The sequence below is a fragment of the Sporosarcina sp. P34 genome (assembly GCF_002743375.1).
In the GTDB taxonomy this organism is placed as follows: domain Bacteria; phylum Bacillota; class Bacilli; order Bacillales_A; family Planococcaceae; genus Sporosarcina.
The window spans coordinates 65,902-89,721 of record NZ_PDZC01000011.1; the positions used below are offsets into that span (position 1 = coordinate 65,902).

The window sequence follows — 23,820 nt, forward strand, 5'->3', positions numbered from 1 at the left end:
AAAAAAGGGGATTGCTACTCATGAAGTTACATACGGGGTCATTATATTGGGAGTCGACTTTTACAAGAAAAGGATTTGCAGAAGTGAAACGTCAAGATCTATATGATGTAGCAATAGTAGGCGGCGGAATGTCGGGTGCGCTGACTTCATATATATTAGTGAATGAAGGGTATTCGATCGTGTTGATTGAACAAGAAGAAGTAGGTGGGGGAAGTACTGCCGCAAATACTGGTTTACTGCAGTTCTCTAATGATATTATGCTGCATGAATTAATGGAGCAAATTGGCGAAGAGAAAGCTGTGGAATTTTATCGAGCGTGTAAAGAAGCAATGATCCATTTGCAAGACGTTGCGGAACATGCACCATTTGATGTCCAGTTCCACACACGTGAAAGTTTGTATTATGCCAGCACGGAAGAAGATGTAGTGAGATTGCGTAAAGAGTTTGCTGTGTTGCAAAAGTATGATTTTCCGGTCGAGTTTTGGGAGTCTGAAGATATTAAAACGCACTTTCCGTTTTCACAACCTGCCGCTATCGTGACGGCGGGGGATGCAGAAGTGAATCCTTTGCGTTTGTGTATGGGTGCGATACAGTATGCATATGAAAAGGGCATGGATATATTTGAACATACCGAAGTACTCGGGATTCAAAATACAGAAGAACGTGTATTCATTAAAACGACGAACGGAGAATTCCAGGCAAAATCCGTTGTGGTCACTACTGGTTATGCACCGACTCCAGGTATGAAGATTCCCCAAAAAGACGTAAAAGTTACATATGCAATCGCAACACAGCCACTAGAAGATTTATCATTCTGGCATAATCGAATGATGATTTGGGAAACCAAACGTCCTTATTTGTATATGCGATTGACGGATGATCATCGCATCGTGGCGGGTGGCTTGGATCAAAATATGGATACATTACCGAGCTCACAAAAAGAAATCGATACGAAATTTAAGCAATTACAACAGCAATTGCAAGAGCTGTTTCCTAATCAACAGTTCAATTTTGAGTATGAGTGGACAGCATTGTTTGGTGAATCGACGGATGAGTTACCAGTCATTGGCCGCCATCCATTTGAACGAAATATTTATTATTTGATTGGTCTTGGCGGGAACGGAACGGTCTACAGTATGTTGGGGGCGTATTTAATACGTGATGAATTGGCAGGTACGTCGAACCCCAATGAACCTATACTAGAAATAGAACGTTAAAAAACAGCAGGAGTAATCGTTCTTTAGCTAATTATAGCGTTATGAATAGAAATAGGCTGTCGAGGAGATCATTTACATGACGTTCCGCGACAGCCTATTTTTCTTGATGATGCTAATAACGATATGGAAAGAATAGAGATTTTAAAACGTAATAACGCCCATTGCCATTGTAATAAGGAATAAGACGATACTGAATCCCCACATAATAACAAATGAGTAGCGGATATGCTTGCCCATTTCTAATCCCGCAAGTCCCAATGCCAGCCAAAGTGCAGGCGAGAAGGGGCTAACGAATGTTCCGATAATATTTCCAACGATTAGTGCGTAGGCGATGGAAACGGATGGAACACCGAAACCGGAAACGACTTGCTCTACAATCGGTAGTAATGCGAAGTAATATGCATCCGTACTTAATAATAGATCAAACGGAACACCGAATAGGCCGATGATGATGTGCAAATACGGTACAATGATTGCCGGCAATACTTTCACTAGATCGGTCGCTATTGAATCTAACATATTGGTCCCATTCAAAATACCGAGGAACGAACCGGCTGCTAGAATGATCGCCGCCATGAGTAGAGCATTCGGTGCGTGCGCTTTAATACGGTCCATCTGTTCATTCACAGAGCGATAATTTAATGGAAGTGCGATACTGAATCCGACCATGAAGATAAAGCCTGCAGGTACTTTTCCCCAAACGAGTAAGCCGATGACAGTTACGGCAATAATCACGTTAATCCATAACATGTTTGGACGGAGGAGGGAAGTGCCTTCTGATTCTACATTTTGCTCTTCCACTTCTCCTAATTCATCCAATTTGTCATCAAAATCCCCACTAGCTACTTTCTTAGCAATAACTCGCTTTTCACGTAATCCGAGAATGAACGCAACGGCAATTAATAGTAGGAGACCGATGACTTGAATTTTAATAAGTGGTCGCCATAATTCCGTAACATCGACACCGAGTACAGCTGCTGCCCGTCCAAGCGGGCCGCCCCATGGAACCATGTTGACGATACTTGCTGAGGTACCGACAAGTAGTAGCAGTAAATAAGGATTCATTTTCAACCTTTTGTAAAGCGGTAAAAGCGCAGGGATCGTAATTAGGAATGTAGAGGCGCCAGAGCCGTCTAACTGTGCGACAGCAGCGATTACCACCGTCGCCATAGCAACAGCAATTACATTTCCTCGTGAAATTTTAATCATCGTATTAATTAGCGGGTTGAATACGCCGGCATCTTGCATAACACCAAAGAATAAAATCGCAAAGATGAACATAATCACAACGCTAATAACAGACTCAATTCCGCTGTTGAAAAATTCTCCGACTTCCTTGAAGTTGAATCCGGCGAAAAATGCACCGAAGATCGGAACAATGACCAACCCAACAATCGGTGTGATCCGGCCACTAATTAATAATGCGACGATAATAAAGATCGTCAGTATTCCAATAATACTTAACATAGCGATTTCCCTCCAATGGATAAAATGATGAAAGAGTCTGTAAGCGGATACAATATAGAAGTGTCTGAATAATTCCACTTAAGCTGTCCATAATGTACCATGTCGAAAAGCCGCTAAAAAGCTTGTTTACATAAGAACGATATAATTCATATTATGTATTTTGTTCATTTTGTTCACGGTTGCGTATTTAGATTTTTTTATAAGTCCGTTCAGGTCTGCCGACATCTCCATAATGCAGCTGTGCTCCTACTACTTCAATCAATACAAGGTATTCTAGATATCGACGTGCAGTAGAACGGCTAACACCGGCTGCTTTACCTACTTGAACAGCAGTTATTCCTTCCGCAGGACTTTGCAGCAAAACATTTTCTATCACTTCAAGCGTCAGACGGTCGATACCTTTTGGCAATGCGTCAGAAGTAGAATCCCGCTGCATCTCAGAGCCAAATAATACGCGGTCGAGATCTTCTTGGGAAAGTTCACTTTTAGATGACAGCAATATTTTCCTTGAACGGTACCGTCTAAATGCTTCCGCAAACCGCACTGGCTCGACAGGTTTGATTAAATAATCCAACACGCCTCCATGGAGTGCTTCCTCTATTATATTAGTCTCTTTAGCAGCTGTTAGCAGCATAATATCGATTGTGGGGAATTCTCTTCGTAGATGCCAAAATAAATCGAGTCCCGGACTGTCGGGTATGTACACATCCAATAAAACCAGATCGGGTAGCGTCTTTGCCTGTTGCAAAAAATCGATAGTCTCAGCGGCAGTTCGCGTTTCTGTCACGACTTCATAGCCGGTGATCTGTTCGATTAGTTGGCGATTAATCTTTGCGACTCGGAAATCATCTTCTACAATTAGTACTTGTATAGTACTGATCATGGGGATCCCTCCTTTAGTAATCTTTTGGTAATGAAACGACAAAATATGTACCGCCCAATTCACTCGGTTCAATGGACAGCTGGCCATTCGCTGCATCAATGGCGTTCTTTGTTAAAGCCAAACCGAAACCTCTTCCAGCTCCCTCTTTTGTCGAGAAACCGTGGGATAAGACTTTATCAAGCGAAGCTTCATCGATTCCTGGACCTGCATCATCGATTTCAAACAGCAGATTTTGTCCGATATCAGTAAAAGAAATCGATATGTCCCGGGAAATGGCGCGTTCGTCATATACAGCATCGAATGCATTATCAAGCAAATTTCCAATAGCCGTCAGCAATGCTTGGCGGTTTACGTCGGAAAGTATGGAATGTAATTGACTGTCAGGCTGGACGGTTATATTAATTTGCAACTCACTTGCTTGATTCAGCTTTCCGACAAGCAATCCGCTAATATAGGGATCATCTATGGTATCAAGTAGTGCGTCTGTCCAGTGTTGCTGGATGCTTGTTTCTTCTTGGATGAAGTCGAGCACTTCCTCTTTTTTATTCAGTTGAGTTAGGCCCATGATCGTATACAGTTTATTTGCAAATTCATGTGTTTGTGAACGCAAGGCGTTGGCATATTGTTGGATATGTGCCAGTTTTTTAGTCAAATTCTCAATCTCGGTTTTATTTCGGAAAGTGGCGACAGCACCGAGCAATTCATGTTCGTAGAAAATCGGCACACTGTTTACATAGACGATATGGTTACTAAAAAGCCTTTCCTGATCAAAGACTGATTCACCATGCTCTAGTACATACGGTAAATCAGAATTTGGGAAGCATTCATGAATAGGTGTACCAATCCAGTCGTCTGCTTGCTGTTCGCCACCTGTCAATAACTTCAATGCAGCTGAGTTGACCATCGTAATATGGCCATCTGTATTGATCGCGATAATGCCTTCATGGATAGAATGCAAAATCGTTTCTTTTTGAAACAGTAAATGCGAGATTTCTTCCGGTTCTAATCCGAATAACATGTTCTTGATATAGTTCGCAATGAATACAGCGCCGATGATAGCAGCTGTGCAAATGCCTAGGAGAACGAGCCAAATTTCTCGGCTATAGTCCCAAATGATTGAATCAATCGAATCAACCAAGAAACCGACCGAGACGACACCGACAATTTCACCGTTTAAATAGACCGGAGCCTTTGCACGCAGTGAGCTTCCTAACGACCCAGTTGATGTAGAGGTATAAGATTCTCCATTTTGCAACGCACGTTCATTATCTTCCCCGATCATTTTTTTGCCAATCCGATCAGGACTCGGGTGGGCATAACGGATTTCTTGTTGGTTGCCCACAACGATAAATTCTGCGTCTGTCTGGGCTTGAATCTTCTGTACGATAGGCTGAATGATGGCAGAAGGATTATTCGATTCGAATGCCTGGGAAATTTCAGGTATAACAGCTACACTTTTTGCTACACTGAGAGCCCTTTCTCCAATTTGGGCTTCTAATGTATCCGTGACGAAGTAACTCATAAATCCACCAATGATCAGAATAATTGTGACAGAGAGCGCGCCGATCAAGCCAATCATTTTCAAGTGGAGATTGACAAAGGGTTTGTTTTTCTTTCGATGGATGAATAAATCTTCTCTACGGATACGAATCATGATGAACCTCCGATACAGATGTTTGTAACTATAGAATACCATGTGGGGCGCAAAATTAAATAGTATTGATTAAGTAAATAAGAGGGGAGTGAAGAGGCTTCTTCATTCAGAGCTTGTGGAATACCTAACGAATACTAGCGTTTAATGCACTACTGGGCAAGACAAAATAGACTAAATGATAGGTTATCAATATGAATCTTAGGGAATAATAGCTATAAAAGGAGTGAGTATTCTTGGAAATCTACACCGTCGGACATTCCACGCATACAAAAGAAGAGTTTTTGACATTATTGGATGATGCAGGTATCGAGAAATTGGTCGATGTACGTGCATTTCCTGGTAGCCGTAAATTTCCGCATTTTCACGAGGATCGAATGGGTGAATGGTTACCGGCACACGGTATTGCATATGGACATTGCGGAAAATTAGGTGGACGTAGAAGGAAATCTAAGACTATTGAAAATGAAGTCAACGAAGGATGGAATAATCAATCCTTCCACAACTACGCGGATTACACATTAACATCCGAATTCGAAGAAGGTATAGAGGAATTGATGAAGGAAGCCTCAGGCCAACGCATTGCAATATGCTGTTCCGAACGTCATCCAGCAAGATGCCATCGCTTGTTGATTAGTAATTGGCTCGCTACACATGGCATCAGCGTAAAACATATTATAGATGGACCTAAAGAGAAAACGTTGATTGAAGATCATGAAGTAGGCAAGTGGGGAGCTAAACCCGTTGTGTCAGCCGATGGAGAAGTGACGTATCCGCCTATACACAATGAAGATGAATAAAATCAGTGCCTTTTGAGAAAAGGCACTGATTTTATTCATATAATGTTTTATCGTGTGATCCGTCAGCATGAAAGACCTTTAAAATACCTTCATGTTCGTTCACATACTTTTTTGCTTTCTCAAGTAATGCGGACTTGGTATCTTCTTTAAATAGTACATGATCACTTCCGGCCTTACTGAAAATCCATTCATCCTCACGTGGTTTCACTTCATAATGAGGACGACCTTCACTTTTACCTTGTACATACTCGTGTGCTTGAGCAGTTGCAATGGATATCGCACGCTCATCGGAATAGTTTTCACGTAACAAAGCGTTCGCTATTTCGATTGCTTTATTGCGTACTGCCGGATCCAGATTTTTCAGCGAAGCAGGATAATCATTTTTACTCCATGGCATATGACATCACCTCCTCCTTCACAAATTCCCTTTTTTACTGAATATAAACGGTCTTTCACATGATTTCAGAACATCCTATGCGTTAAATCGAATAAAGTCGGATGGTGTATAATTACAAAACTATTCAAAATCATTTGATTATTATTCGAATGACTGGTAATCTATAGACGGTCATATGAACTTAGCAACAGAGTTGTATAGTAAAAGTAACTTTTTTCGTTTTGATCTCACTAGGGGAATCCTATGAAGATAAATACAAACTGAAGGAGTGAATGCATTGTCTTTGTCAGTGCAGCAACTATTGGAAAGCAAAGGGATTCAAGCTAAGCCAGAACATTTGGAAATCCTGGAAAGTCGCTGGAATGGGATGAAAAAGTTAAGAGGTACGCTAGAGAGTGTAAAAATCGAGGACGCGGATATCGGGCTTCGAAATATTCCCGGAGGTGATCATATTGGCTAAAGATTTGATTCAGAAATCAGTCGAGGAATTGGCACCGCTTTTAGAAAGTGGATCACTTTCACCAATTGAACTGACGAAGGCAGTGCTTGATCACGCAGAAGAAACGCAGGATACGATTAATGCCTATATGACAATTTACCGGGATGAAGCCGAACAGGCGGCACGTGAAGCAGAGAAAGAGATCAAAAATGGAAACTATCGAGGCATGTATCACGGAATTCCGATGGCCTTGAAAGATAATTTATATTTTAAAGGTAAAGTGACGACCATGTCTTCTAAAATTCATAAGGATTTCATTCCGGAAGACGATGCGACTGTAGTCAGTAAGTTACGAGACGCGGGTGTGATCTTTACCGGTAAACTCAGCATGCACGAATATGCTTGGGGAATTACGAACAATAACCCCCACTACGGACCGGTCAGAAATCCTTGGGATACTGATAAAATTCCTGGCGGTTCGAGTGGTGGTTCGGGAGCTGCTGTTGCGGTCGGTTCAAGTGTCGCGTCATTAGGTACCGATACGGCTGGCTCCATCCGTATTCCGTCATCAATTTGCGGCATCGTCGGATTGAAGCCGACACATGGGCGAGTCAGTAAATACGGATGCTATCCTTTGGCATGGTCGCTCGATCATATCGGACCAATGACGAAGACGATTAAAGACGCAGCGGGAATGATGGATATTATTTCAGGATACGACGCAAAAGATCCAACTTCAGTCGATACTCCTGTAGGCCAACATTTGGAGAGAATAAAGGGCGATGTCAGTGGTTTAGTTATTGGCGTTAATGAAGAATACTTCTTCAATGAAGTAGACAACGATGTAGATCAAGTGGTGCGGGGAACGATTAAAGCGCTAACCGATCAAGGTGCGAGAGTAGAAGTGGTTAAGATTCCAACTCTTAAATATGCAGAGTGGGCAGAGCTGGTCACGTCACTTTCAGAAGCGTCAACCATTCATCACGAAGACATGCTGAAGCGACCGCAAGATTTCGGTGATGATATCCGCATGCTATTCGAGCTGGGAGAACTGCCGTCTGCTGTCGATTATCTTCAAGCACAGCAAGTACGTCGTCAGTTGAAGCAAGAATTCCATGAAGTATTCCAGAAAGTCGATGTGTTGATTGCACCGACACTGCCTGTAGTAGCTAGCAAAATCGGCGAAGATACAGTGGACTTAAATGGCAAGCAAGTAGACTTAATTGACAATATTATACGCTTTACAGGGCCTAGTAACTTAACAGGTAACCCTGCATTGTCAGTGCCGGGTGGTTTCAAGGGAGACCTTCCTGTAGGTGTACAAATTATCGGACCTGCCTTCTCGGAAGCCTTATTGCTGGATGTTGGCTATGCAATCGAACAGACAAACCCTATGAAAAACAGAAAGCCTGCTCTACTAACAAGAGCGTAAAATGAAAAAAACTCCGCGGTCAACCCATGGCCGCGGAGTTTTTTGGTATGTACTCGCTCTTCGACGAAGCGGTACAGACGATTCGACTTTACTTCTTCGCTATCACAAACCCAGCTGCACCAAACTTCAACCCAAATCCGTTTGTGCAATTGCTGTTACTAGTAGTATAACCTAACAAAAGCCCAATAAACGCAAATCATCAAACTGTGAAGAATGTCATACTTCTGTAGTGTTTGGCATGAAAATGAGATAAATTACAATAACCTTACACTAACCTTTCAATACAGTATAATATGCTGAATGTTCAGATTATATACCAATGAGTCTGAAAATTCAATTACATTAATTTCGAAATAAACATTGTAGCTATTCCGAAATAAATCAGTAACGACAGAATGTCATTAATCGTAGTAATTAAAGGGCCAGAAGCTACAGCAGGGTCTACTTTAAATTTATTGAGAATCAACGGAATAACAGTCCCGGCAATTGTTCCAATAATCAGTGTAGCGACCAAAGACGAACCAACTACTAATCCAAGTGTAAAACTGCCTTGCCATATATACGCAATCACAGCGATAGCGGCACCACAAACGACACCTAGTATAACGCCGACAATTAATTCTCTAAAGACTAAGCGCAAGGACTTTTTCATATCCAAATCTTCAGATACTAAACCACGCACAACGACGGCCAAAGATTGAGTTCCTGTATTACCAGTCATACCGGCAATCATCGGCATGAAGAAAGCGAGCGCGACAACAGCTTCCAATGTTGCTTCAAATTTGGAAATGATACTGCCTGAAACGAGTCCGATCAATAATAAAAGAATCAGCCAAGGCAGTCTACGATAGGCTGCTACGACAGGTTTTGTATGAAAATCTATAGATTTACCGGAAGCAAAAAGCATTTCAATATCTTTATTTGCCTCTCTAACAACTAAATCCAGTACTTCATCGGTGCGAATAATTCCTACTAAGACATTCTCTTCGTTGACAACGGGGAGCGATACGAAATCAAATCGTCCAATCATTTTGGCTACATCGCCTTGATCCGTTGTATCGAGTACTTTGGCTAGGCCGGTTTCCATGATTTCTGTTACATTGCTATCTGCCTGCGCGAGCAATAAATCTCGGTAAGAAAGCACACCGATTAATTGCTTTTCATCATTAATGATATATACGTAATTCAAGTAATGGGCAAATGCTTCATAATGCTTGAGCTTTTCAATCGCTTTCTCGACGGTATAGGATTGATGAATCCATACATACCGTGTCGTCATAATACGTCCAGCGGAATATTTCGGATATTTTCTTCGCTGTCGAATATTTCTTTTTTCCTCGTGTCGCAAATCCGCTATGAGTTTCTCTACTTGTTTATCTGAAAGATCGCTCAAAAGATAAGATAGATCTTCACCTTTCATTTCTTCCAGTAGTTCGGTGGAACGGACTGGTCCTACTAAATCCAATGCGCGTAATTGTTCATTTTTCGAAAGGTACCCTAGCATGTGTACTAAAGTTTTTTTATCTAATACTTCCAAAAATGTAGTATGTCGTTTTAGCGGCAATCTTTTATATTGAGCAGCGACTTCCGCAGGTTCTAGTTCACCAATTGCTTTTTTTAAGGATTCCAGATTACCGTCTTTAATCAATTGTATAATCGCTCGTGATACATCGTCACGATTCCGTGTCACTGGCATCTAACGCACCTCTCTCGTCTATAAATAGTTATGGTCATTCAATCATTCCCTCATATAGGAGGAAAGAAACCATAAGACATCATTTAATGTCATGTTGGCCAATTGGCTCTGAATCTATTAGTGTACTTGAATCCATCAATGGACTTTGTTCTAGTTCTAATAGAAAATATTTATGCTGTTTTTATTACTACCCCGTTTTATCCAATTAACACTGGAAAAAGTACGTAGCTACCGAAACGTACTATAAATTATAGGTCTTAAGACTCCAATTGTCATACAAATCTGACCAGAAACCTGCCATTTGTAACATAAGACGTGCTGATGTCACGGCATTGTTTCACGTTTGTAATCTTTTTGTAATATAGTCTTGGTAAGCTAAAGCTATTAAATCATTAGGGGTGGCGTATTGAAGAAGTTAGTATTTGCATTGACAGTAGCCATGTTCATCACACTATTCACAAGCGGAATGAACGAAACGTCTGCTGCAGCATCAGTTCATACAGTTAAAAAAGGTGACACACTATATAAAATCTCACAACAACATAAAGTGTCTGTCTCAAACATTAAACAATGGAATAACTTAAAATCGACAGTTATTTATCCAAAACAAAAATTACGTTTAGTAAAGTCTTCTAAAGTGGCTGCTAGCACTCCGAAGAAACAAAGCACACCTTCACGTTCAAATGGAGCGAATGTCTCTAAAGAACTTATGGTAAGTGCAACAGCGTATACAGCACATTGTAATGGCTGTTCAGGTATTACAAGAACAGGATTGAACTTACGTAAAAATCCTGACTTGAAAGTCATTGCAGTAGATCCACGAGTTATCGAATTAGGAACAAAAGTTCACGTTGAAGGGTACGGATATGCTATCGCTGGAGATACTGGCGGAGCAATCAAGGGGAACAAAATCGACGTATTCATTCCAAATAAATCACGTGCCTACGAATGGGGACGTAAAAATGTAAAAGTAAAAGTATTGAACTAAGATATGGAAAGCTCACACAGCGTAACTGCTGCGTGGGCTTTTTTGAATAGTGCGTACGATTATTTATACCTTCTCATTAACAAAAAAACATGAAACCCAATTTATAGGCATCATGTTTACGTTATGTGAAAGAGACGACTTGGTTTTTGCCATTCTCTTTTGCTTTGTATAGAGCGAGATCCGCTAAATGAAACAATTCATTGAAAGATTGCTCACTACACATTTTATTGTCACTAAGCCCTATGCTAATAGTTAGTGGAATGGGTATCACAGTAGAAGAAGTAGACAAAGACTCAATTTTTCTAGCGAGTACAGAAGCTTTCTTTATTGCGTCTGCTAATGAAATGTCTTGTATTACTAAAACGAATTCATCACCACCGAATCGAGCAAGTACGTCTTCTTTTCTAATTTCATTCATAGAAGTACGCGCTACGAATTTAATCGCTTCATCGCCAATTAGATGGCCATATGTGTCATTCATCGCTTTTAAATTATCGATGTCATAGACCAAGCACACAACGGATTTTTTAGTTAATGTTGCTTCGGCCAACCATAGATTAGTTGTTTCTTCCAAATACTTTCGGTTATAAATACCTGTTAAGTAATCCACGTTTTCGCTAGTTTTACTAGCAGAGCTTTGCAAACGAATTTGCAATTCGAGTGCTATCTTTACCCAGCAACTGTCTTCAATTTCATGCAGTAAATTGATATACTTTTTCTGGATGTTGGCTAGTTCATCAAAGCTACATAGTTTTTCAGCTAACATAATACGTTTTTGCTGAATATCTTTTAAGAGAGTGTAATCTCTCCATTTTTCTTCTCGTTCTAAGGCATTGGTATAAAAATGGAAGGCTTTTTTAGAATCACCTATGAACTCATAAAATCTGCCTTTCAAAATTTCAAGAACTGCTAATTCACGAGGATGATGGTCTATAGTAGGTAATTGGCTTAAATACTGTAGGCTAGTCATCGCGCAATTAGGGCTTTGTAGATTGATAGCGGATTCAATTGCGTATAAATGCGCTCGGATTATTAAAATTTCTCTGTCCACACCTTTCTTCTTTGCGGAAGAAATGGCTAGCTGGGCAAACTCCGAAGCTTTCTCAAATTGTTCCTTTTTATTGTACAGATGACTTAGTTGACTGTATGCCATGCTAATATACGAATAGTCTTCAATTTCTAGCGCGATGGACAGCATATCTTCTAGTAATTTTTGTCCCCTAGTATAATCCAATGCAAATGAGCTAACAAAATATTGCAAATAATAGGAGCGCATCCAATCAGACTTTTTGCCATACGAAATACATTGTGTGTGATGTTCTTCTATATGGAATAGAACTTTTTCGTAATTTCCGACGTAGTAATAGGATATAGCGTACATGTAATGAGCAGACAAAACAGCTTCTTTGTTTGAAGACAAAAGACCTTTACTTAATAAATCTTCTGCATGTTTAATGACTAAATCATGACGTCCAGCATTTTTTACTTCGTTAATTTTACGCCGCACAGCGTTTATCTCGTTTTCCCCCGTCATCGTTTCTCTCCTCCAATATAGGAAGTATCATTTTATTTACTAGTTCATTTATCACTTTATACATTTGGAATACATTTACATTATATCATTTTTAGAATAAATAGATATAATCAAATAGGCCATTTTAATCTATGTTTTAATTTATATCTATTTTTATTTAGTTGTTTATACCCTGGTAATCAAAAGTATAAACGTCCTACTTCAAAATATGAAGTAAGACGTTGGATTATACACTATTTGACTCTTATTTTGATTGTATTTGTTTAAATAGAAGAATGAATTTCTCTGGTTCCTCTTCAATTTCAAATGTAAAAACTCCTTCATTTGTGTGAAGATAAAATAATCCTGATTGTCCTGAGAACGGACGGTAGGACAAATCAAAAACGTGTTGTAAAGGGAAAGTTCGTTGAGACGTCGTAATTCGATCTCGGAATAAACAAATCGTGTGGTAAGACTTTTGATAGGTTTGTTCTAAGCGGTCCACGACTCGGTTTATGGAAATATAGCTAAGCGAATGAATCAACTGATCACTTGAGTTATTCATTAATTACCCTCCTGTTTCGTCACTAGCATAGCATAGAGTAGTATGCTCATAAAAACGTTAGGAATACTAAAAACCTAAATATTGCTATGGACCTAATTCTTACGTAAGCGTTTCATTACACGAACGACAGCTACTACTAAAAGAAACGTTACAGCGCCAGTCATGTCTAAATACACGTCTTGCATGGTTGCTGTGCGGCCTCCTGTAAAATATTGACGCAATTCATCAGCGCACGCTAGCAGAAAGGTAAATAAAGCGGCCAATAATAAGCGACCTGTACGTTTAGGTAATAGCCAATAAATTACCAAAGCTAAAAAACCAAATGTAAGGAAATGTGCAGCTTTTCGGATCAGGAATTCTACAAAGTGATAATATCCACGTTCATCAATAGAGATCGTTCTATTCCAATAGCTGAATTCCCACGTGGATAGGATAGCCTTCCCGGGTTCCCCCGGTAGCAATTCTTGTAATGTAGAGACAAGCGATTGCTGTTCATACGTCTGACTGGATGAGATGGATAGCCCGACTAACATGCTTATAAGTAAGAGAAGAGCAAGTAATTTTTTCATATGGGGATTGTATCATGAAAAGTAACTTCTAATGTAAGTAAGTTAGATTTTTATTTGACATTACAAAGTTACAAGCTTGTTACCTGACTGTAATATGAAAGTTGTATAGTACATTCAGGTTGGCGATTCCATAATTTATACTAGCTGTCCATCATTTGCCATTACCAATCGTGGGAAAGTATGTTAATATAAATTCGAGTAGCTAGTAATCACTTTTTTATTTTATATTCTTGATTCTATTAATAGTCTTTAGGATTATTTAATAGGAAAGAGGGTATTAGAATGGGAGAGTGGTTTTTATGTTGCTCTACAACCAACCAGCAATCACGCTTATAAACGAACTAAAGGAGGAAATTATTTAATGAAATCACAATCAAAAAAGAAGTACAGCAAGTATCTAACAGGTGTAGCATCAGCGGCATTAGTTGCATCAGCGGTGGCACCAGTAGTCAGCGCAGCAGATTTTAATGACGTTGCCGACACTAACTCACATAAGGAAGCAATTGATGCACTAGCAGCAGAAGGTGTTATCAGTGGTTATCCGGACGGTTCATTCAAGCCTAATAAAACTTTAACGCGTTCTGACGTAGTAAAGTTAATGGGAAAATGGCTTGTATCAAAAGGTTATACAATTCCGACAGACTATAAAACAAATCCAAGATTCACAGATTTAACATCGAAGTCAAATGACGAATTGTTGCAATCAGCGGCAATCGTAAAGGATAACGATGTATTTAGAGGATACGAAGATGGATCATTAGGCGCGGCTGGTTCTATTACCCGTGAAAATATGGCGGTTGTATTAGTTCGTGCATTCGATTCAGTGAATAAAACAAGTTTATTAACATATGTGCAAGAACAAGAATTTGATAGAGATGTAGTAGACTTAAATAAAGCGAAAGCTGAAGCGCGTACTGCAATCGACGTATTAGACTACTTCGACATTACGAACCCAGCTGCACCAAACTTCAGACCGAAAGAAACAACAACTCGTGCACAATTTGCTTCATTCCTTTATAAAACGATTCAAGTAGAAGTACCTGGAACTGAAACTCCAGAAGCTCCAGAAGTAGCGGAAATTACTGCCGTTACAGCAATCGATGAAAAACAACTTGAGCTAACAGGTAAGAACTTACAAGAGTTGAAAGCTGATCAGTTGAAAATTGAAGGAAATGAACTAGCTTCATTCAAAGCGAACGAAGACGGTACAAAAGCGACTATCGAATTAAAAAACGAACTAACGTCGGGTAAAGAAATGACTCTTAACTTGACGACAAAAGCAGAAGCAGAAGGCGAAGAAGACGTAGTTACTTCTTATAAGTTCACGTATGAGTTTAAAGTAGAGAAAGTTACAGCTACTACTACTCAAGTGAATGCTGGTACTGCTGGTCAAAAGTTAACGTTTAACGTTGACGGTAAGCCGGTTGATATGAAGAAGTTGACGGATGCTGGTTATACGGTTGCGTTCCAATCTACTAAACCGAATTTGTTTTCAGAGCCGGCAACTGGTACGTTGAAGGAACTTGCTACTACTGATGCATTCTCATACAAAGTTATCGTTACAGACAAAGATGGAAAAGCTATTGAATCAGAATTAGTAGATGTTAAAGTAGTAGATTTCGCTAATACGGTTTCTGAGATTAGTAAAGTTTCAGTTAAACAATCTGGAGTAACTGTGGAAAGTGGTAAAGTTTCACTTGAAGACGGTGCAGTAGATGTAAAAGTCGAAGAAACTATTACTCTAAGCGGAGCAACAAAAACTGATTCGACTGCAACATTCACTTCTTCTAATCCAAGTGTAGCAACAGTCACTTCTGCTGGAAGAGTAACACCAATCAGTACAGGTGAAGTAACAATTGTTGCGAAAGTTGGAGATGTAACGAAGGATATTAAGCTTACAGTAGGTGCTGGTAAACGTGTTGCAAGCAGTGCAACATTATCCTCAACGGAGTCTAAATTAATTGTAGGTGCAAAGCAAGATACGAATATTGTAGTTAAAGACCAATATGGTGATTTGTATGCTGGTAATGTAACTGTAGAGTCAAAAGACCCTGAGGTTGCTACTGTATCTGCAACTCCTGTGACAGTTACAGAAGGTAAAGCTGATGTTAAAGTAACAGCAGTAAAAGCTGGTACAACAACTGTCCAAGTTAAGTCGGGAGAAACCGTTTTAGGTAATATAGCGGTTGCTGTATCGGATGATGTAACAGTAGCTACTAAAAAGTTGGAAACTGTTTCTGCCTCAGACGACTTAACAATCGATGCTATGGCTGGTTCAAAAGACGGTTCTGTAAAATTAGCTTGGAAACAGTACAACAGCCAAGGTTTTTACGTGGATAACGACAAAATTGAAACTGGTTATGACGTCATTTCATCCAATGAAAACGTTGCAACAGTTACAAAAGATACTGAAACAGGGGCACTGACTGTTGAAGCTAAAGAAGCAGGAACTACGAATATCTTGATTAAACAAGGCGATATTACAAGAGCAACTGCTACGATTACTGTAGTGAACTCAACACCGTCTATTTCTTCAGTAGAGTTTGAAGAAACAAAACCAGTCATTACTGCAGGACTGTTTGATGTTTCAGTAGTAACTGCTGATGGAATAAAATTGACTTCATCAGAAGCTACTCCTCAATTTAAAACTGACGGTACTATTTATATAGTAAATGAAGATCAAGAAATTACATTGGGTACAGTTGCAACGAGCTATTCTGGCAATCTTTCTGAAGTTACAAACTTAAAAGTAGATGGCGGAAAAATTACAGGTAAAGCCAATGCAGGTGCGCAAGGTACAATCGTAGTTAGCGTGAAAAAAGCTGGTCAAGCTAGCGCGATTGCTACTAAGCAAATTGAAGTAAATGTTCCAGCAAGCAACTAATCCAATTTCAGTTACACAATAACAATCTAGCAACATCCAGCCCTAATCCTTGAAGTCATTCAAGGATTAGGGCTTTTTACGTTTAGTCAGCTACTTATCAAGGGTACAGGTACAGTACAGACAATTAGAAAGGAGTGGGGTAATGAATTGGTTGGAAGGAATTAATTTCACGACTTCATTGGTAGTGCTAATTATCTTGGCGATCCCGATCAGTATTGGAATATTTCTATACTTTTTTGATCGCAGTCAAAAGCAGCATGCAATTTTGCGCAACTATCCGATTTTAGGCAGAGTACGCTATATGTTTGAGAAGGCAGGGCCAGAGGTTAGGCAGTATTTATTTAACGATGACAATAGCGGCAAGCCATTCAGCCGTGAAGAATATTTACATATGGTGATGCCAGGGAAGTATTTAAACAGTATCATCGGTTTCGGATCTAAACGTGACTTTCAGGAGCCTGGTCACTACATTCGTAATGCCATGTTTACGAAGCAAAATGAAGAAATGCGTGTGGATAATGATAATCTAGTAAACACCATGCGTTATGAAGTGGATAGCGACAATTTATTCTCGCGTAAAGAGCATCGCGAAGACGTAACGACATTGCCTTGGTTGTTACCTGAGGAAGATGCGATTGTATTAGGTCCGAATTGTGAGCATCCTTTTGTCGTGCGCAGCTTGTTAGGGCAATCGGGGATGAGTTATGGAGCGCTCGGAGATCATGCAATTACCGCGCTATCTAAAGGGATTGGTATGGCTCAAGGTGCCTGGATGAACACAGGGGAGGGTGGTGTATCAGACCACCACTTAGCGGGTGGAGCCGATATCATTGCGCAGATTGGGTCAGGTTTATTCGGATTCCGAACAGAAGACGGGCAGTTTGATATGAACAAAATAAAGGAGAAAGCACAAATACCACAGCTTAAAGCATTTGAAATCAAGTTGGCCCAAGGCGCTAAAATGCGTGGTGGACATGTAGAAGGAGAGAAAGTCACAGAAGAGATTGCGGCTATACGAAATGTGAAAGCTTATACATCTATTAACAGTCCGAACCGTTTTAAACAGTTCCACGATTATCCAACATTGTTTTCGTTCATTGAAGATATCCGTCACACGGGTGGTAAACCGGTGGGGATTAAAATAGTCATTGGAGGAAAGCAAGATGCTGAAGAACTGGCATCGTATATGGCGGAAACAGGTATGGGTCCTGATTTTATTTCACTCGATGGTGCGGAAGGAGGATCTGGGGCTACTTATCAAGACTTGGCGGATAGCGTCGGCTTACCACTTCGTTCATCGCTTATTCTACTGGACGATGCATTGCGTAAGTTTGAAGTACGTGATCAAGTGAAAATCATTGCATCAGGGAAAATCATCACACCGGATAAAGCAGCAATTGCATTGGCTTTAGGTGCAGATTTGATACAAGTTGCACGTGGCTTCATGATATCAGTAGGCTGTATCATGGCAGAGCGGTGCCATACGAATACGTGCCCAGCCGGTGTTGCCACGACGGATAAGAGTTTACAGCGAGCACTTGTTGTAGAAGAAAAGAAATTCCGTGTAACCAACTATATTTTGACGATGAGAGAAGGATTATTCCGTGTGGCCGCGGCTGCGGGCTTGGATTCTCCAACAAAATTTGAACGACATCATGTAGTCTATAAAGACGAGCGAGGAAAAATCCATTCAATTGAGTAAAAAAACGACCTGATGAATGTTCATCGGGTCGTTTTATGGATTATATTCTTCTGAAACTATTGAATTTAGATTTCCAGTACGGGTTGTTTAGGCTGACAACTTCTGACTTCTTGCCACCAGCATGAACAAATTTATTGTTTCCAACATAGATTCCTACATGGGAAATCCCTTTGCGATAGGTGTTATGGAAGAATACTAAATCTCCAGGTCTTGGGGATTTAATTTTTGATGATTGTTTGAATTGCCCCGTTGTCGTTCTAGAAACAGACTTACCATTTTTCTTGAATGAATACTGAATGAATCCACTGCAGTCGAATCCTCTAGTTGTAGTGCCGCCGAAACGGTACGGAATTCCACGCAAGTTCATTGCGGTTTTCACAACACCAGATCCTCCACTTTTAGCACTGGAAGCCGCTGCTACTGCATTGCCTGTAGATCTCTTTAACAGGGAACTTGAAACATATCCCTTTTTGCCATTAATCTTTACTTTATACCACAATTGCTTACCTGCATATTTTTGATGTGTCAGTTGAACACGTGTACCTTTTTTTAATGTAAAGACTCTTCTATGTTTTGTACCAGCATCTGCCCGAACATTCGCATTATGTACTGTTATGTATGTACCACTCTTAGCTGTCGCTTTACCTGCTGCATCGGCTGTCCCGCCAGTGAATCCGACGAACATGGCGGATGCCATCAAAATTGAACATAAAAACTTTTTCATGAATAATTCTCCTCCGAAACATTATATATCACTCTCTAGCTGCAAGTTATATCTTACACGACAGCTTAGGGGGCAAACATTACGTTCATATTAAGAAGGGGTTACAAGAATAGCGTTTTGTAAACAAATTGTAACAAAGCAAAAAAGCCTTCCTCTAGGAAAGGAAGGCCCATCACGAAAGTAATTAATCTCTAGGGAAAGCAGCAGAATCTTCAGGTTCGATTTGTTCGGATAATACGGCACGCTCATTTTTAGAAGTAAGATCATTTGTCTGGATTGTTTCGTCTTGATTGTTTGACTTTAACATTTCAGGATGTAAAGGGTTTTGCAGTGGTTCATATCCGCCATAAGACGGTTCAGATTCTATATCTTCTATGAATGGAATTGTTGTTTTAGCAGAATCAGTGACAGGTCTAGGCGCATGATTCGATAATCTATTTGTTTGGAACGTCTCGTCTTTCGAATATACACTGAAAGCCCAACCTTCATCTACATATAGCATCATGCCACCGTGTTGCACTTCTTCGTAATAGCGGTCTACTTGATCGGTATCCATGCCGATGCCATACATCATTTGTTTAATATGATTTTCACCTGTAAGGAAATCCATAAAGCGATCTGTCCACGTATCATAGGCGGAGTACACATCTGCGCCTGTTCTACTGCGTAGCATGGCTACGTCAGTTTCATTTTTAGCAATTACATAAATATTATCATCGAGATAGCCGGTCACTTTTAATTCTTCTATCTTGCTTAGAAGGTCAGCGTCGTTGTAATACACACCAATAAATGTTTTGCTTATCAGTTCATCCATTGTATAGCCTCCCTCATTATAGTTGCTCTATATAGCATACCCGTTTATCATTCTTCAAAAACCTGGTGAGCGTTGACGGAAGATTGGTGTGTGGAATGTAGAACATAGTGTAAACAAAAACGTCGATACAGAGTGTAGGAACTCTGTATCGACGCTTACTCATTACTGTTCAATTTGCACTACTTGCTGTCCAATTTCTTTTCCAGCGCCGTCGTATGCTATAAATGTTGCATTGGGATTTAGTAGGAAGTCTTGAATTTCGTAAAGCTTTTTATTCAGCATATAAATTCCTTGCCTTCTGTGCGTAAGTTCATAATCCAAATTACCGTCTTGTGAAGAGAAGCGGACGATTACTTTGTTGATAGGACCGCATGCAGTCAGCAGTTCGGTGTTCATTCGGATATCGTTATGTACCAGTTTTACAGAAGGGGACTCGAAAATGGATGCACTCAGTGAGCAAGTTTCAATTGGTATGCCACAATTAATCTCTTGTAGAATCGATTGATATACAAGTGGCAATTCAATATTCTCTTTAATAGAGAAGTATTTTCCACCCGTATCCAGGGCTATTTGTTTCAATAGATCAGTATCTACATTCTGTCCAAGTCCAATTGTATAGATTTTGATGCCATGATTTTTGGCATACTCGACTTCTTTTAAAATAGGTGCCTTGGCGGATTTGCCATCGGTCAAAAGTATAAGCGTTTTTGGTTGAACGGTCGTAAATTTATCAAAAGCTACTTTTAGACCATTAGCAATATTTGTACCGCCACTTTGTTTCACTTTTTCCAATGATTTGATAACAGGATTTGGTGTGCCTTTTTCTAAAAACATTCCGCTAGTAGTGAAATGCGTTGCTATATTGACATCTGCTTGCAGTGTGTCAATGAACTCTTCTGTTTTAGTAACACGCAATCGCTGAGGATCATTACGCTTCATACTGCCCGAAGAATCTATCAGGAAACCGATTTCAGGCTGTTGATTGGTACACGACTTATCTGTTGATAATGGTGGTGCGTACGAAACGGGTGCACTAAATTTTTTCTCTAGTATAGATTGCACTGCGCTGTCAGTTACCGAAGTGCTCGCTATCGCTGTAGCAATGATTTCATTCTTCATTAAAGTCATCGGGGTAATGAAAGAAGTCGTGGCTTGACCATTACTAAACTTTACGAAAGATGATTCAAATGGTAGATGATATAAAGAGTCTATTTTTAAATATCCATTGAAATTTGTAATCTGTGCACCACCTGGACGTGCTAGTGTAGCGGTAATGAAAGTTCTTCCTAATTCATTATATTTTCCTTCATAAATATCTAACTGAATTTCCGCTCTAGGGACATACGTAATAGTTGCGGTTGCTCTAGGAAGTGTGCAAGCTCCTATTTTCGTTATAGGCGTCAAAGTAATCACGTCTACGGTTTCAGTCGTTGTACGGGGGGCAGTCACTTTCACCGTAACTTCTGGACCATCTGAGATCGCATGTCGATACCAAGGATTCGCAGCAGCAACTACAGCAGCCGATTTCACTGCATTTTCATTTTCCGGAAACGCACGCTCAGGATCTTCATTTGGTTTTTGTGAGTCAACAGGTGTTGGTTCAGGTTCAAGTTCAGGCTCCGGCACTGGTTCTGGCTTGGGCTCCGGCTCGGGTTTAGGCGTAGGCGGAATTAGTGGCTTATCGGGTTGTGGGATAGGTGTATCTACTTCAATTGCCGCACCTTCTCTGGAAGTCACTTCAAATTCCATCTCTTGTTCATAAGGAATGAGCTTACCGTTGCAATCCTTAAATGTAAATGTAATGAATGTCTCATCTTTACCATTCGCGGTTAAGGTTGGCTTTTCGATATCTACTTCCACTCTCTCAATAGGCTTACCAGGATTAACTCCGGGTAGGGGAGGTGGGACTGGGCGCTCGAATTCTAGCTCATCCTCTTCGATGAACAGGGGAGGTTTTGCATATTGTGCATTATCTCTACCTGTTGCGGGTGATGATAGACCTTGAATATAACGGCCTTGATTAAGGAACATTTGATACATAATATGAACTGCTTCAGCACGCGTAAGATTTCTTTTTGGCGCAAAATCTTGATAATCATTCTTACCTGTTACTCCATGGGCAAGATTATGCGTGTAAAGATAATAGACCGCTTCCTGTGCATATAAATCTTTTCCTTGAAACGCAGCGAAAATCTTCGCCGCATATGAACGTTGTAAAGCTACGTTTCTTACAGAACCACTGTTAAGCCCGCGTAACGGTAAGTGGTATTTAGTTAAGTAACGATAATTTCCCATCGCTTTATGCTCACCCTTTTTTGAAAGGAATGAATGAGGGGAGTTGAGATCAAAGCGAACAAGCATGGTTACAAGTTGAGCTTCCGTAATGGATTGTTCCGGCTTGAATGTCCCATCTGGATAACCGGATGTTAAGCCGATTTCAGAAGCCCATTGAATAGCATCTTTAGCCCAGTAGCGATCATTTACATCTGTGAAAGAAGTTGTAGCAGAAACTTGTAGTGGCAAAAGGACACATAGTACAAGTGATAAACTCCATATATAGATAGTGCATCGTCTCAATAGGGTAGAGCTCCTTTCTTATTGGAATAAGATATCATCGCGATAATTTTGTTTTAAGTCATTTTCCAGAAAATCCAGGAAACGGGATGTTAGCAATGCCGCCTGTGCTCTTGTCAAGGGTTGCTTCGGATTGAAGTAGTTCTGTTCGGTCCCTTTTACCAATCCAAGTTCTGTTGCAACATAGACACTATCTTTAGCCCATGCGGAAATCTTATAGTCGTCAACATAATGTGTTTTGAATCCTGGACTTGGAGCACGACCTTCCATTCCAAGCGCCCGGACGAGAATAGCGATCGCTTGTACACGTGTGATGGGGCTATCAGGTTCGAATAGGTCTGGTGTAACCCCGGTAATGATTCCTTGCTCTACTGCACTTTCGATATACATATAGTCAGGATCTTTTGTTGAAAGATCTTTGAAAATTGGAACACGTGGTACTTTGCTTTTTTTTGGTTCTTCTAGAACACGAAGGTCCACTGCTTTTAAAATACCGATTGTATATTGATAGCGCTGCATGGGTGTATTAGGGGAGAAGAATTGAGAATTTTCATCGAAAATACCAAGCGAATAAAGCTTTTCAATGGAATCTTTTGCTTGGTGCCGATTTAGATCACGGAATTTAGGCACGATTAAGCGCTTTACCAATGGTACATTCTTTTTCTGTAATTCCAGTTTTCCTTTACCTGCACCGAAAGGAATGTTATACGTATATTCACTTACCATATCGGAAGAGCTGATGACGGAATGACCACCTGTAAAGCTCGATATGGAAGGATCGAATGGTTCGTATACCATGACGCGAGATTTGCTGTCGGAAGCTTTGCTTGTAATGAAAGCAGAACCTTTAGGCGTAACAATCTCAGAATCCATCAACTGCGTTTCAGTAGCCCCCCAGAAGTTTTTATAGCCCATATTACGACCATTTAAGTGGACAGTAATGATCTCTTCATCTTTAGTTGAGCCATTTATGTATTTGTAGATCTTCCGGCCAACCATATTGCCTGAATAAAAAGTGGAAGCAGGTAGGTTGTCTGCCACCCTTCCTTCCGAATACTGATAGTCAGCAAGTGTATATGTATCCTTACTGATAGTTACTTTCTCGGAATAGCTCTTCACTTCAAATTGGGAAGTAGTTTGGCCTTTACCTTCGTGTTCATTAACGTTGGCTACATAGTTTAAGCTTCTAGTAAGTTTTGCATCCCTATACTTCGGATTCTCTTTATCACCGGTTAACGTAAAGCGGTAAGTACGCGTAAGAATATTTTTACTTTCTTTTTCTGTGATAGTCGCTTTTCCAGAAAAGGTTATAGGCTCACCTGTTAGGAAAAATACTTCGCTATACTCATATTCATTCATGACACCGCCATTTACGTCGATCGGGGTTGCGAATGTTGGTATAACATGAAGTGAGGTTAGGACTAGAAGAGAGAAAAGAGTACATACGCTTATTTTTTTAAAGATCTTCATTAATACAACACCTTCTTTTAAGGCAGTGAGATGTT

At 40.2% G+C, this 23,820-nt stretch carries 20 protein-coding genes; 8 read left to right on the forward strand and 12 right to left on the reverse strand.

The window, feature by feature from the left end; translation table 11 throughout:
* The first annotated feature begins 20 nt into the window (after window positions 1–20).
* On the forward strand, window positions 21–1,217 hold the full coding sequence (locus tag CSV63_RS13990; RefSeq protein WP_099696372.1) for an NAD(P)/FAD-dependent oxidoreductase: 1,197 nt from the start codon (window positions 21–23) through the stop codon (window positions 1,215–1,217).
* Window positions 1,218–1,358: 141 nt separating this feature from the next.
* On the opposite strand, the gene CSV63_RS13995 is transcribed toward CSV63_RS13990, so the two are convergent.
* The 3 genes from CSV63_RS13995 to CSV63_RS14005 form a co-directional block, all read right to left on the reverse strand.
* Window positions 1,359–2,684, reverse strand: coding sequence for a CitMHS family transporter (locus CSV63_RS13995; protein ID WP_099637441.1), 1,326 nt, complete (start codon window positions 2,682–2,684; stop codon window positions 1,359–1,361).
* 187 nt (window positions 2,685–2,871) lie between these two features.
* Window positions 2,872–3,567 (reverse strand): response regulator, encoded by a 696-nt coding sequence (locus CSV63_RS14000; protein WP_099696373.1) that lies wholly within the window; start codon window positions 3,565–3,567, stop codon window positions 2,872–2,874.
* Between the two features lie 13 nt (window positions 3,568–3,580).
* Window positions 3,581–5,221: an ATP-binding protein gene (locus CSV63_RS14005; protein WP_099696374.1), complete on the reverse strand. Its 1,641-nt coding sequence runs from the start codon at window positions 5,219–5,221 to the stop codon at window positions 3,581–3,583.
* A 233-nt stretch (window positions 5,222–5,454) separates the two neighbouring features.
* On the opposite strand from CSV63_RS14005, the gene CSV63_RS14010 reads away from it, so the two are divergent.
* Entirely contained in the window at window positions 5,455–6,018 is a 564-nt protein-coding gene (locus CSV63_RS14010; protein ID WP_099696375.1) for a DUF488 domain-containing protein, read from the forward strand.
* A gap of 31 nt (window positions 6,019–6,049) precedes the next feature.
* Here CSV63_RS14010 and CSV63_RS14015 read toward each other — a convergent pair whose 3' ends face one another.
* A complete protein-coding gene (locus tag CSV63_RS14015; protein ID WP_099696376.1) occupies window positions 6,050–6,415 on the reverse strand; it encodes a DUF2188 domain-containing protein in 366 nt (121 codons plus the stop codon).
* A 268-nt stretch (window positions 6,416–6,683) separates the two neighbouring features.
* On the opposite strand from CSV63_RS14015, the gene CSV63_RS14020 reads away from it, so the two are divergent.
* The 3 genes from CSV63_RS14020 to CSV63_RS16945 are packed head-to-tail and all read left to right on the forward strand — an operon-like array spanning window position 6,684 to window position 8,456.
* Window positions 6,684–6,875: a hypothetical protein gene (locus CSV63_RS14020; RefSeq protein WP_233189640.1), complete on the forward strand. Its 192-nt coding sequence runs from the start codon at window positions 6,684–6,686 to the stop codon at window positions 6,873–6,875.
* Window positions 6,868–8,286 carry an amidase gene (locus tag CSV63_RS14025; RefSeq protein WP_099696377.1) on the forward strand — a complete coding sequence of 473 codons (1,419 nt, stop codon included), beginning with the start codon at window positions 6,868–6,870 and terminating at the stop codon, window positions 8,284–8,286. Before CSV63_RS14020 ends, CSV63_RS14025 begins: the two co-directional genes overlap by 8 nt.
* Window positions 8,287–8,333: 47 nt before the next feature.
* On the forward strand, window positions 8,334–8,456 hold the full coding sequence (locus CSV63_RS16945) for a hypothetical protein (protein ID WP_255408947.1): 123 nt from the start codon (window positions 8,334–8,336) through the stop codon (window positions 8,454–8,456).
* Window positions 8,457–8,623: 167 nt separating this feature from the next.
* Here the strand turns inward: CSV63_RS16945 and mgtE are convergent, their stop codons facing one another.
* Complete coding sequence (gene mgtE, locus CSV63_RS14030; RefSeq protein ID WP_099696378.1) at window positions 8,624–9,982, reverse strand: magnesium transporter; 1,359 nt, start codon at window positions 9,980–9,982, stop codon at window positions 8,624–8,626.
* Window positions 9,983–10,388: 406 nt separating this feature from the next.
* Between mgtE and CSV63_RS14035 the strand changes: the two genes are divergently transcribed.
* Window positions 10,389–10,970, forward strand: a complete 582-nt coding sequence (locus CSV63_RS14035) for a LysM peptidoglycan-binding and 3D domain-containing protein (RefSeq protein ID WP_099696379.1) — start codon at window positions 10,389–10,391, stop codon at window positions 10,968–10,970.
* A gap of 121 nt (window positions 10,971–11,091) precedes the next feature.
* Here CSV63_RS14035 and CSV63_RS14040 read toward each other — a convergent pair whose 3' ends face one another.
* From CSV63_RS14040 to CSV63_RS14050, 3 genes are all read right to left on the reverse strand, one after another.
* A complete protein-coding gene (locus CSV63_RS14040; RefSeq protein WP_099696380.1) occupies window positions 11,092–12,504 on the reverse strand; it encodes a GGDEF domain-containing protein in 1,413 nt (470 codons plus the stop codon).
* Window positions 12,505–12,748: 244 nt separating this feature from the next.
* On the reverse strand, window positions 12,749–13,048 hold the full coding sequence (locus tag CSV63_RS14045; RefSeq protein ID WP_099696381.1) for a hypothetical protein: 300 nt from the start codon (window positions 13,046–13,048) through the stop codon (window positions 12,749–12,751).
* Window positions 13,049–13,140: 92 nt separating this feature from the next.
* Window positions 13,141–13,617: a VanZ family protein gene (locus CSV63_RS14050; protein WP_099696382.1), complete on the reverse strand. Its 477-nt coding sequence runs from the start codon at window positions 13,615–13,617 to the stop codon at window positions 13,141–13,143.
* Window positions 13,618–13,978: 361 nt separating this feature from the next.
* Here CSV63_RS14050 and CSV63_RS14055 point away from each other — a divergent pair, with 361 nt between their 5' ends.
* Together CSV63_RS14055 and CSV63_RS14060 are read left to right on the forward strand one after the other, a co-directional pair.
* Window positions 13,979–16,501, forward strand: a complete 2,523-nt coding sequence (locus tag CSV63_RS14055) for an S-layer homology domain-containing protein (protein WP_099696383.1) — start codon at window positions 13,979–13,981, stop codon at window positions 16,499–16,501.
* 142 nt (window positions 16,502–16,643) lie between these two features.
* Window positions 16,644–18,203, forward strand: coding sequence for an FMN-binding glutamate synthase family protein (locus tag CSV63_RS14060; RefSeq protein WP_099696384.1), 1,560 nt, complete (start codon window positions 16,644–16,646; stop codon window positions 18,201–18,203).
* 40 nt (window positions 18,204–18,243) lie between these two features.
* Here the strand turns inward: CSV63_RS14060 and CSV63_RS14065 are convergent, their stop codons facing one another.
* From CSV63_RS14065 to CSV63_RS14080, 4 genes are all read right to left on the reverse strand, one after another.
* Window positions 18,244–18,927, reverse strand: coding sequence for a C40 family peptidase (locus CSV63_RS14065; RefSeq protein ID WP_099696385.1), 684 nt, complete (start codon window positions 18,925–18,927; stop codon window positions 18,244–18,246).
* A 184-nt stretch (window positions 18,928–19,111) separates the two neighbouring features.
* Window positions 19,112–19,741: a YflT domain-containing protein gene (locus CSV63_RS14070; protein ID WP_099696386.1), complete on the reverse strand. Its 630-nt coding sequence runs from the start codon at window positions 19,739–19,741 to the stop codon at window positions 19,112–19,114.
* Window positions 19,742–19,903: 162 nt separating this feature from the next.
* Window positions 19,904–22,318, reverse strand: coding sequence for an S-layer homology domain-containing protein (locus CSV63_RS14075; RefSeq protein WP_099696387.1), 2,415 nt, complete (start codon window positions 22,316–22,318; stop codon window positions 19,904–19,906).
* Between the two features lie 18 nt (window positions 22,319–22,336).
* Window positions 22,337–23,785 carry an S-layer homology domain-containing protein gene (locus CSV63_RS14080; protein WP_099696388.1) on the reverse strand — a complete coding sequence of 483 codons (1,449 nt, stop codon included), beginning with the start codon at window positions 23,783–23,785 and terminating at the stop codon, window positions 22,337–22,339.
* Window positions 23,786–23,820 lie beyond the last annotated feature (35 nt).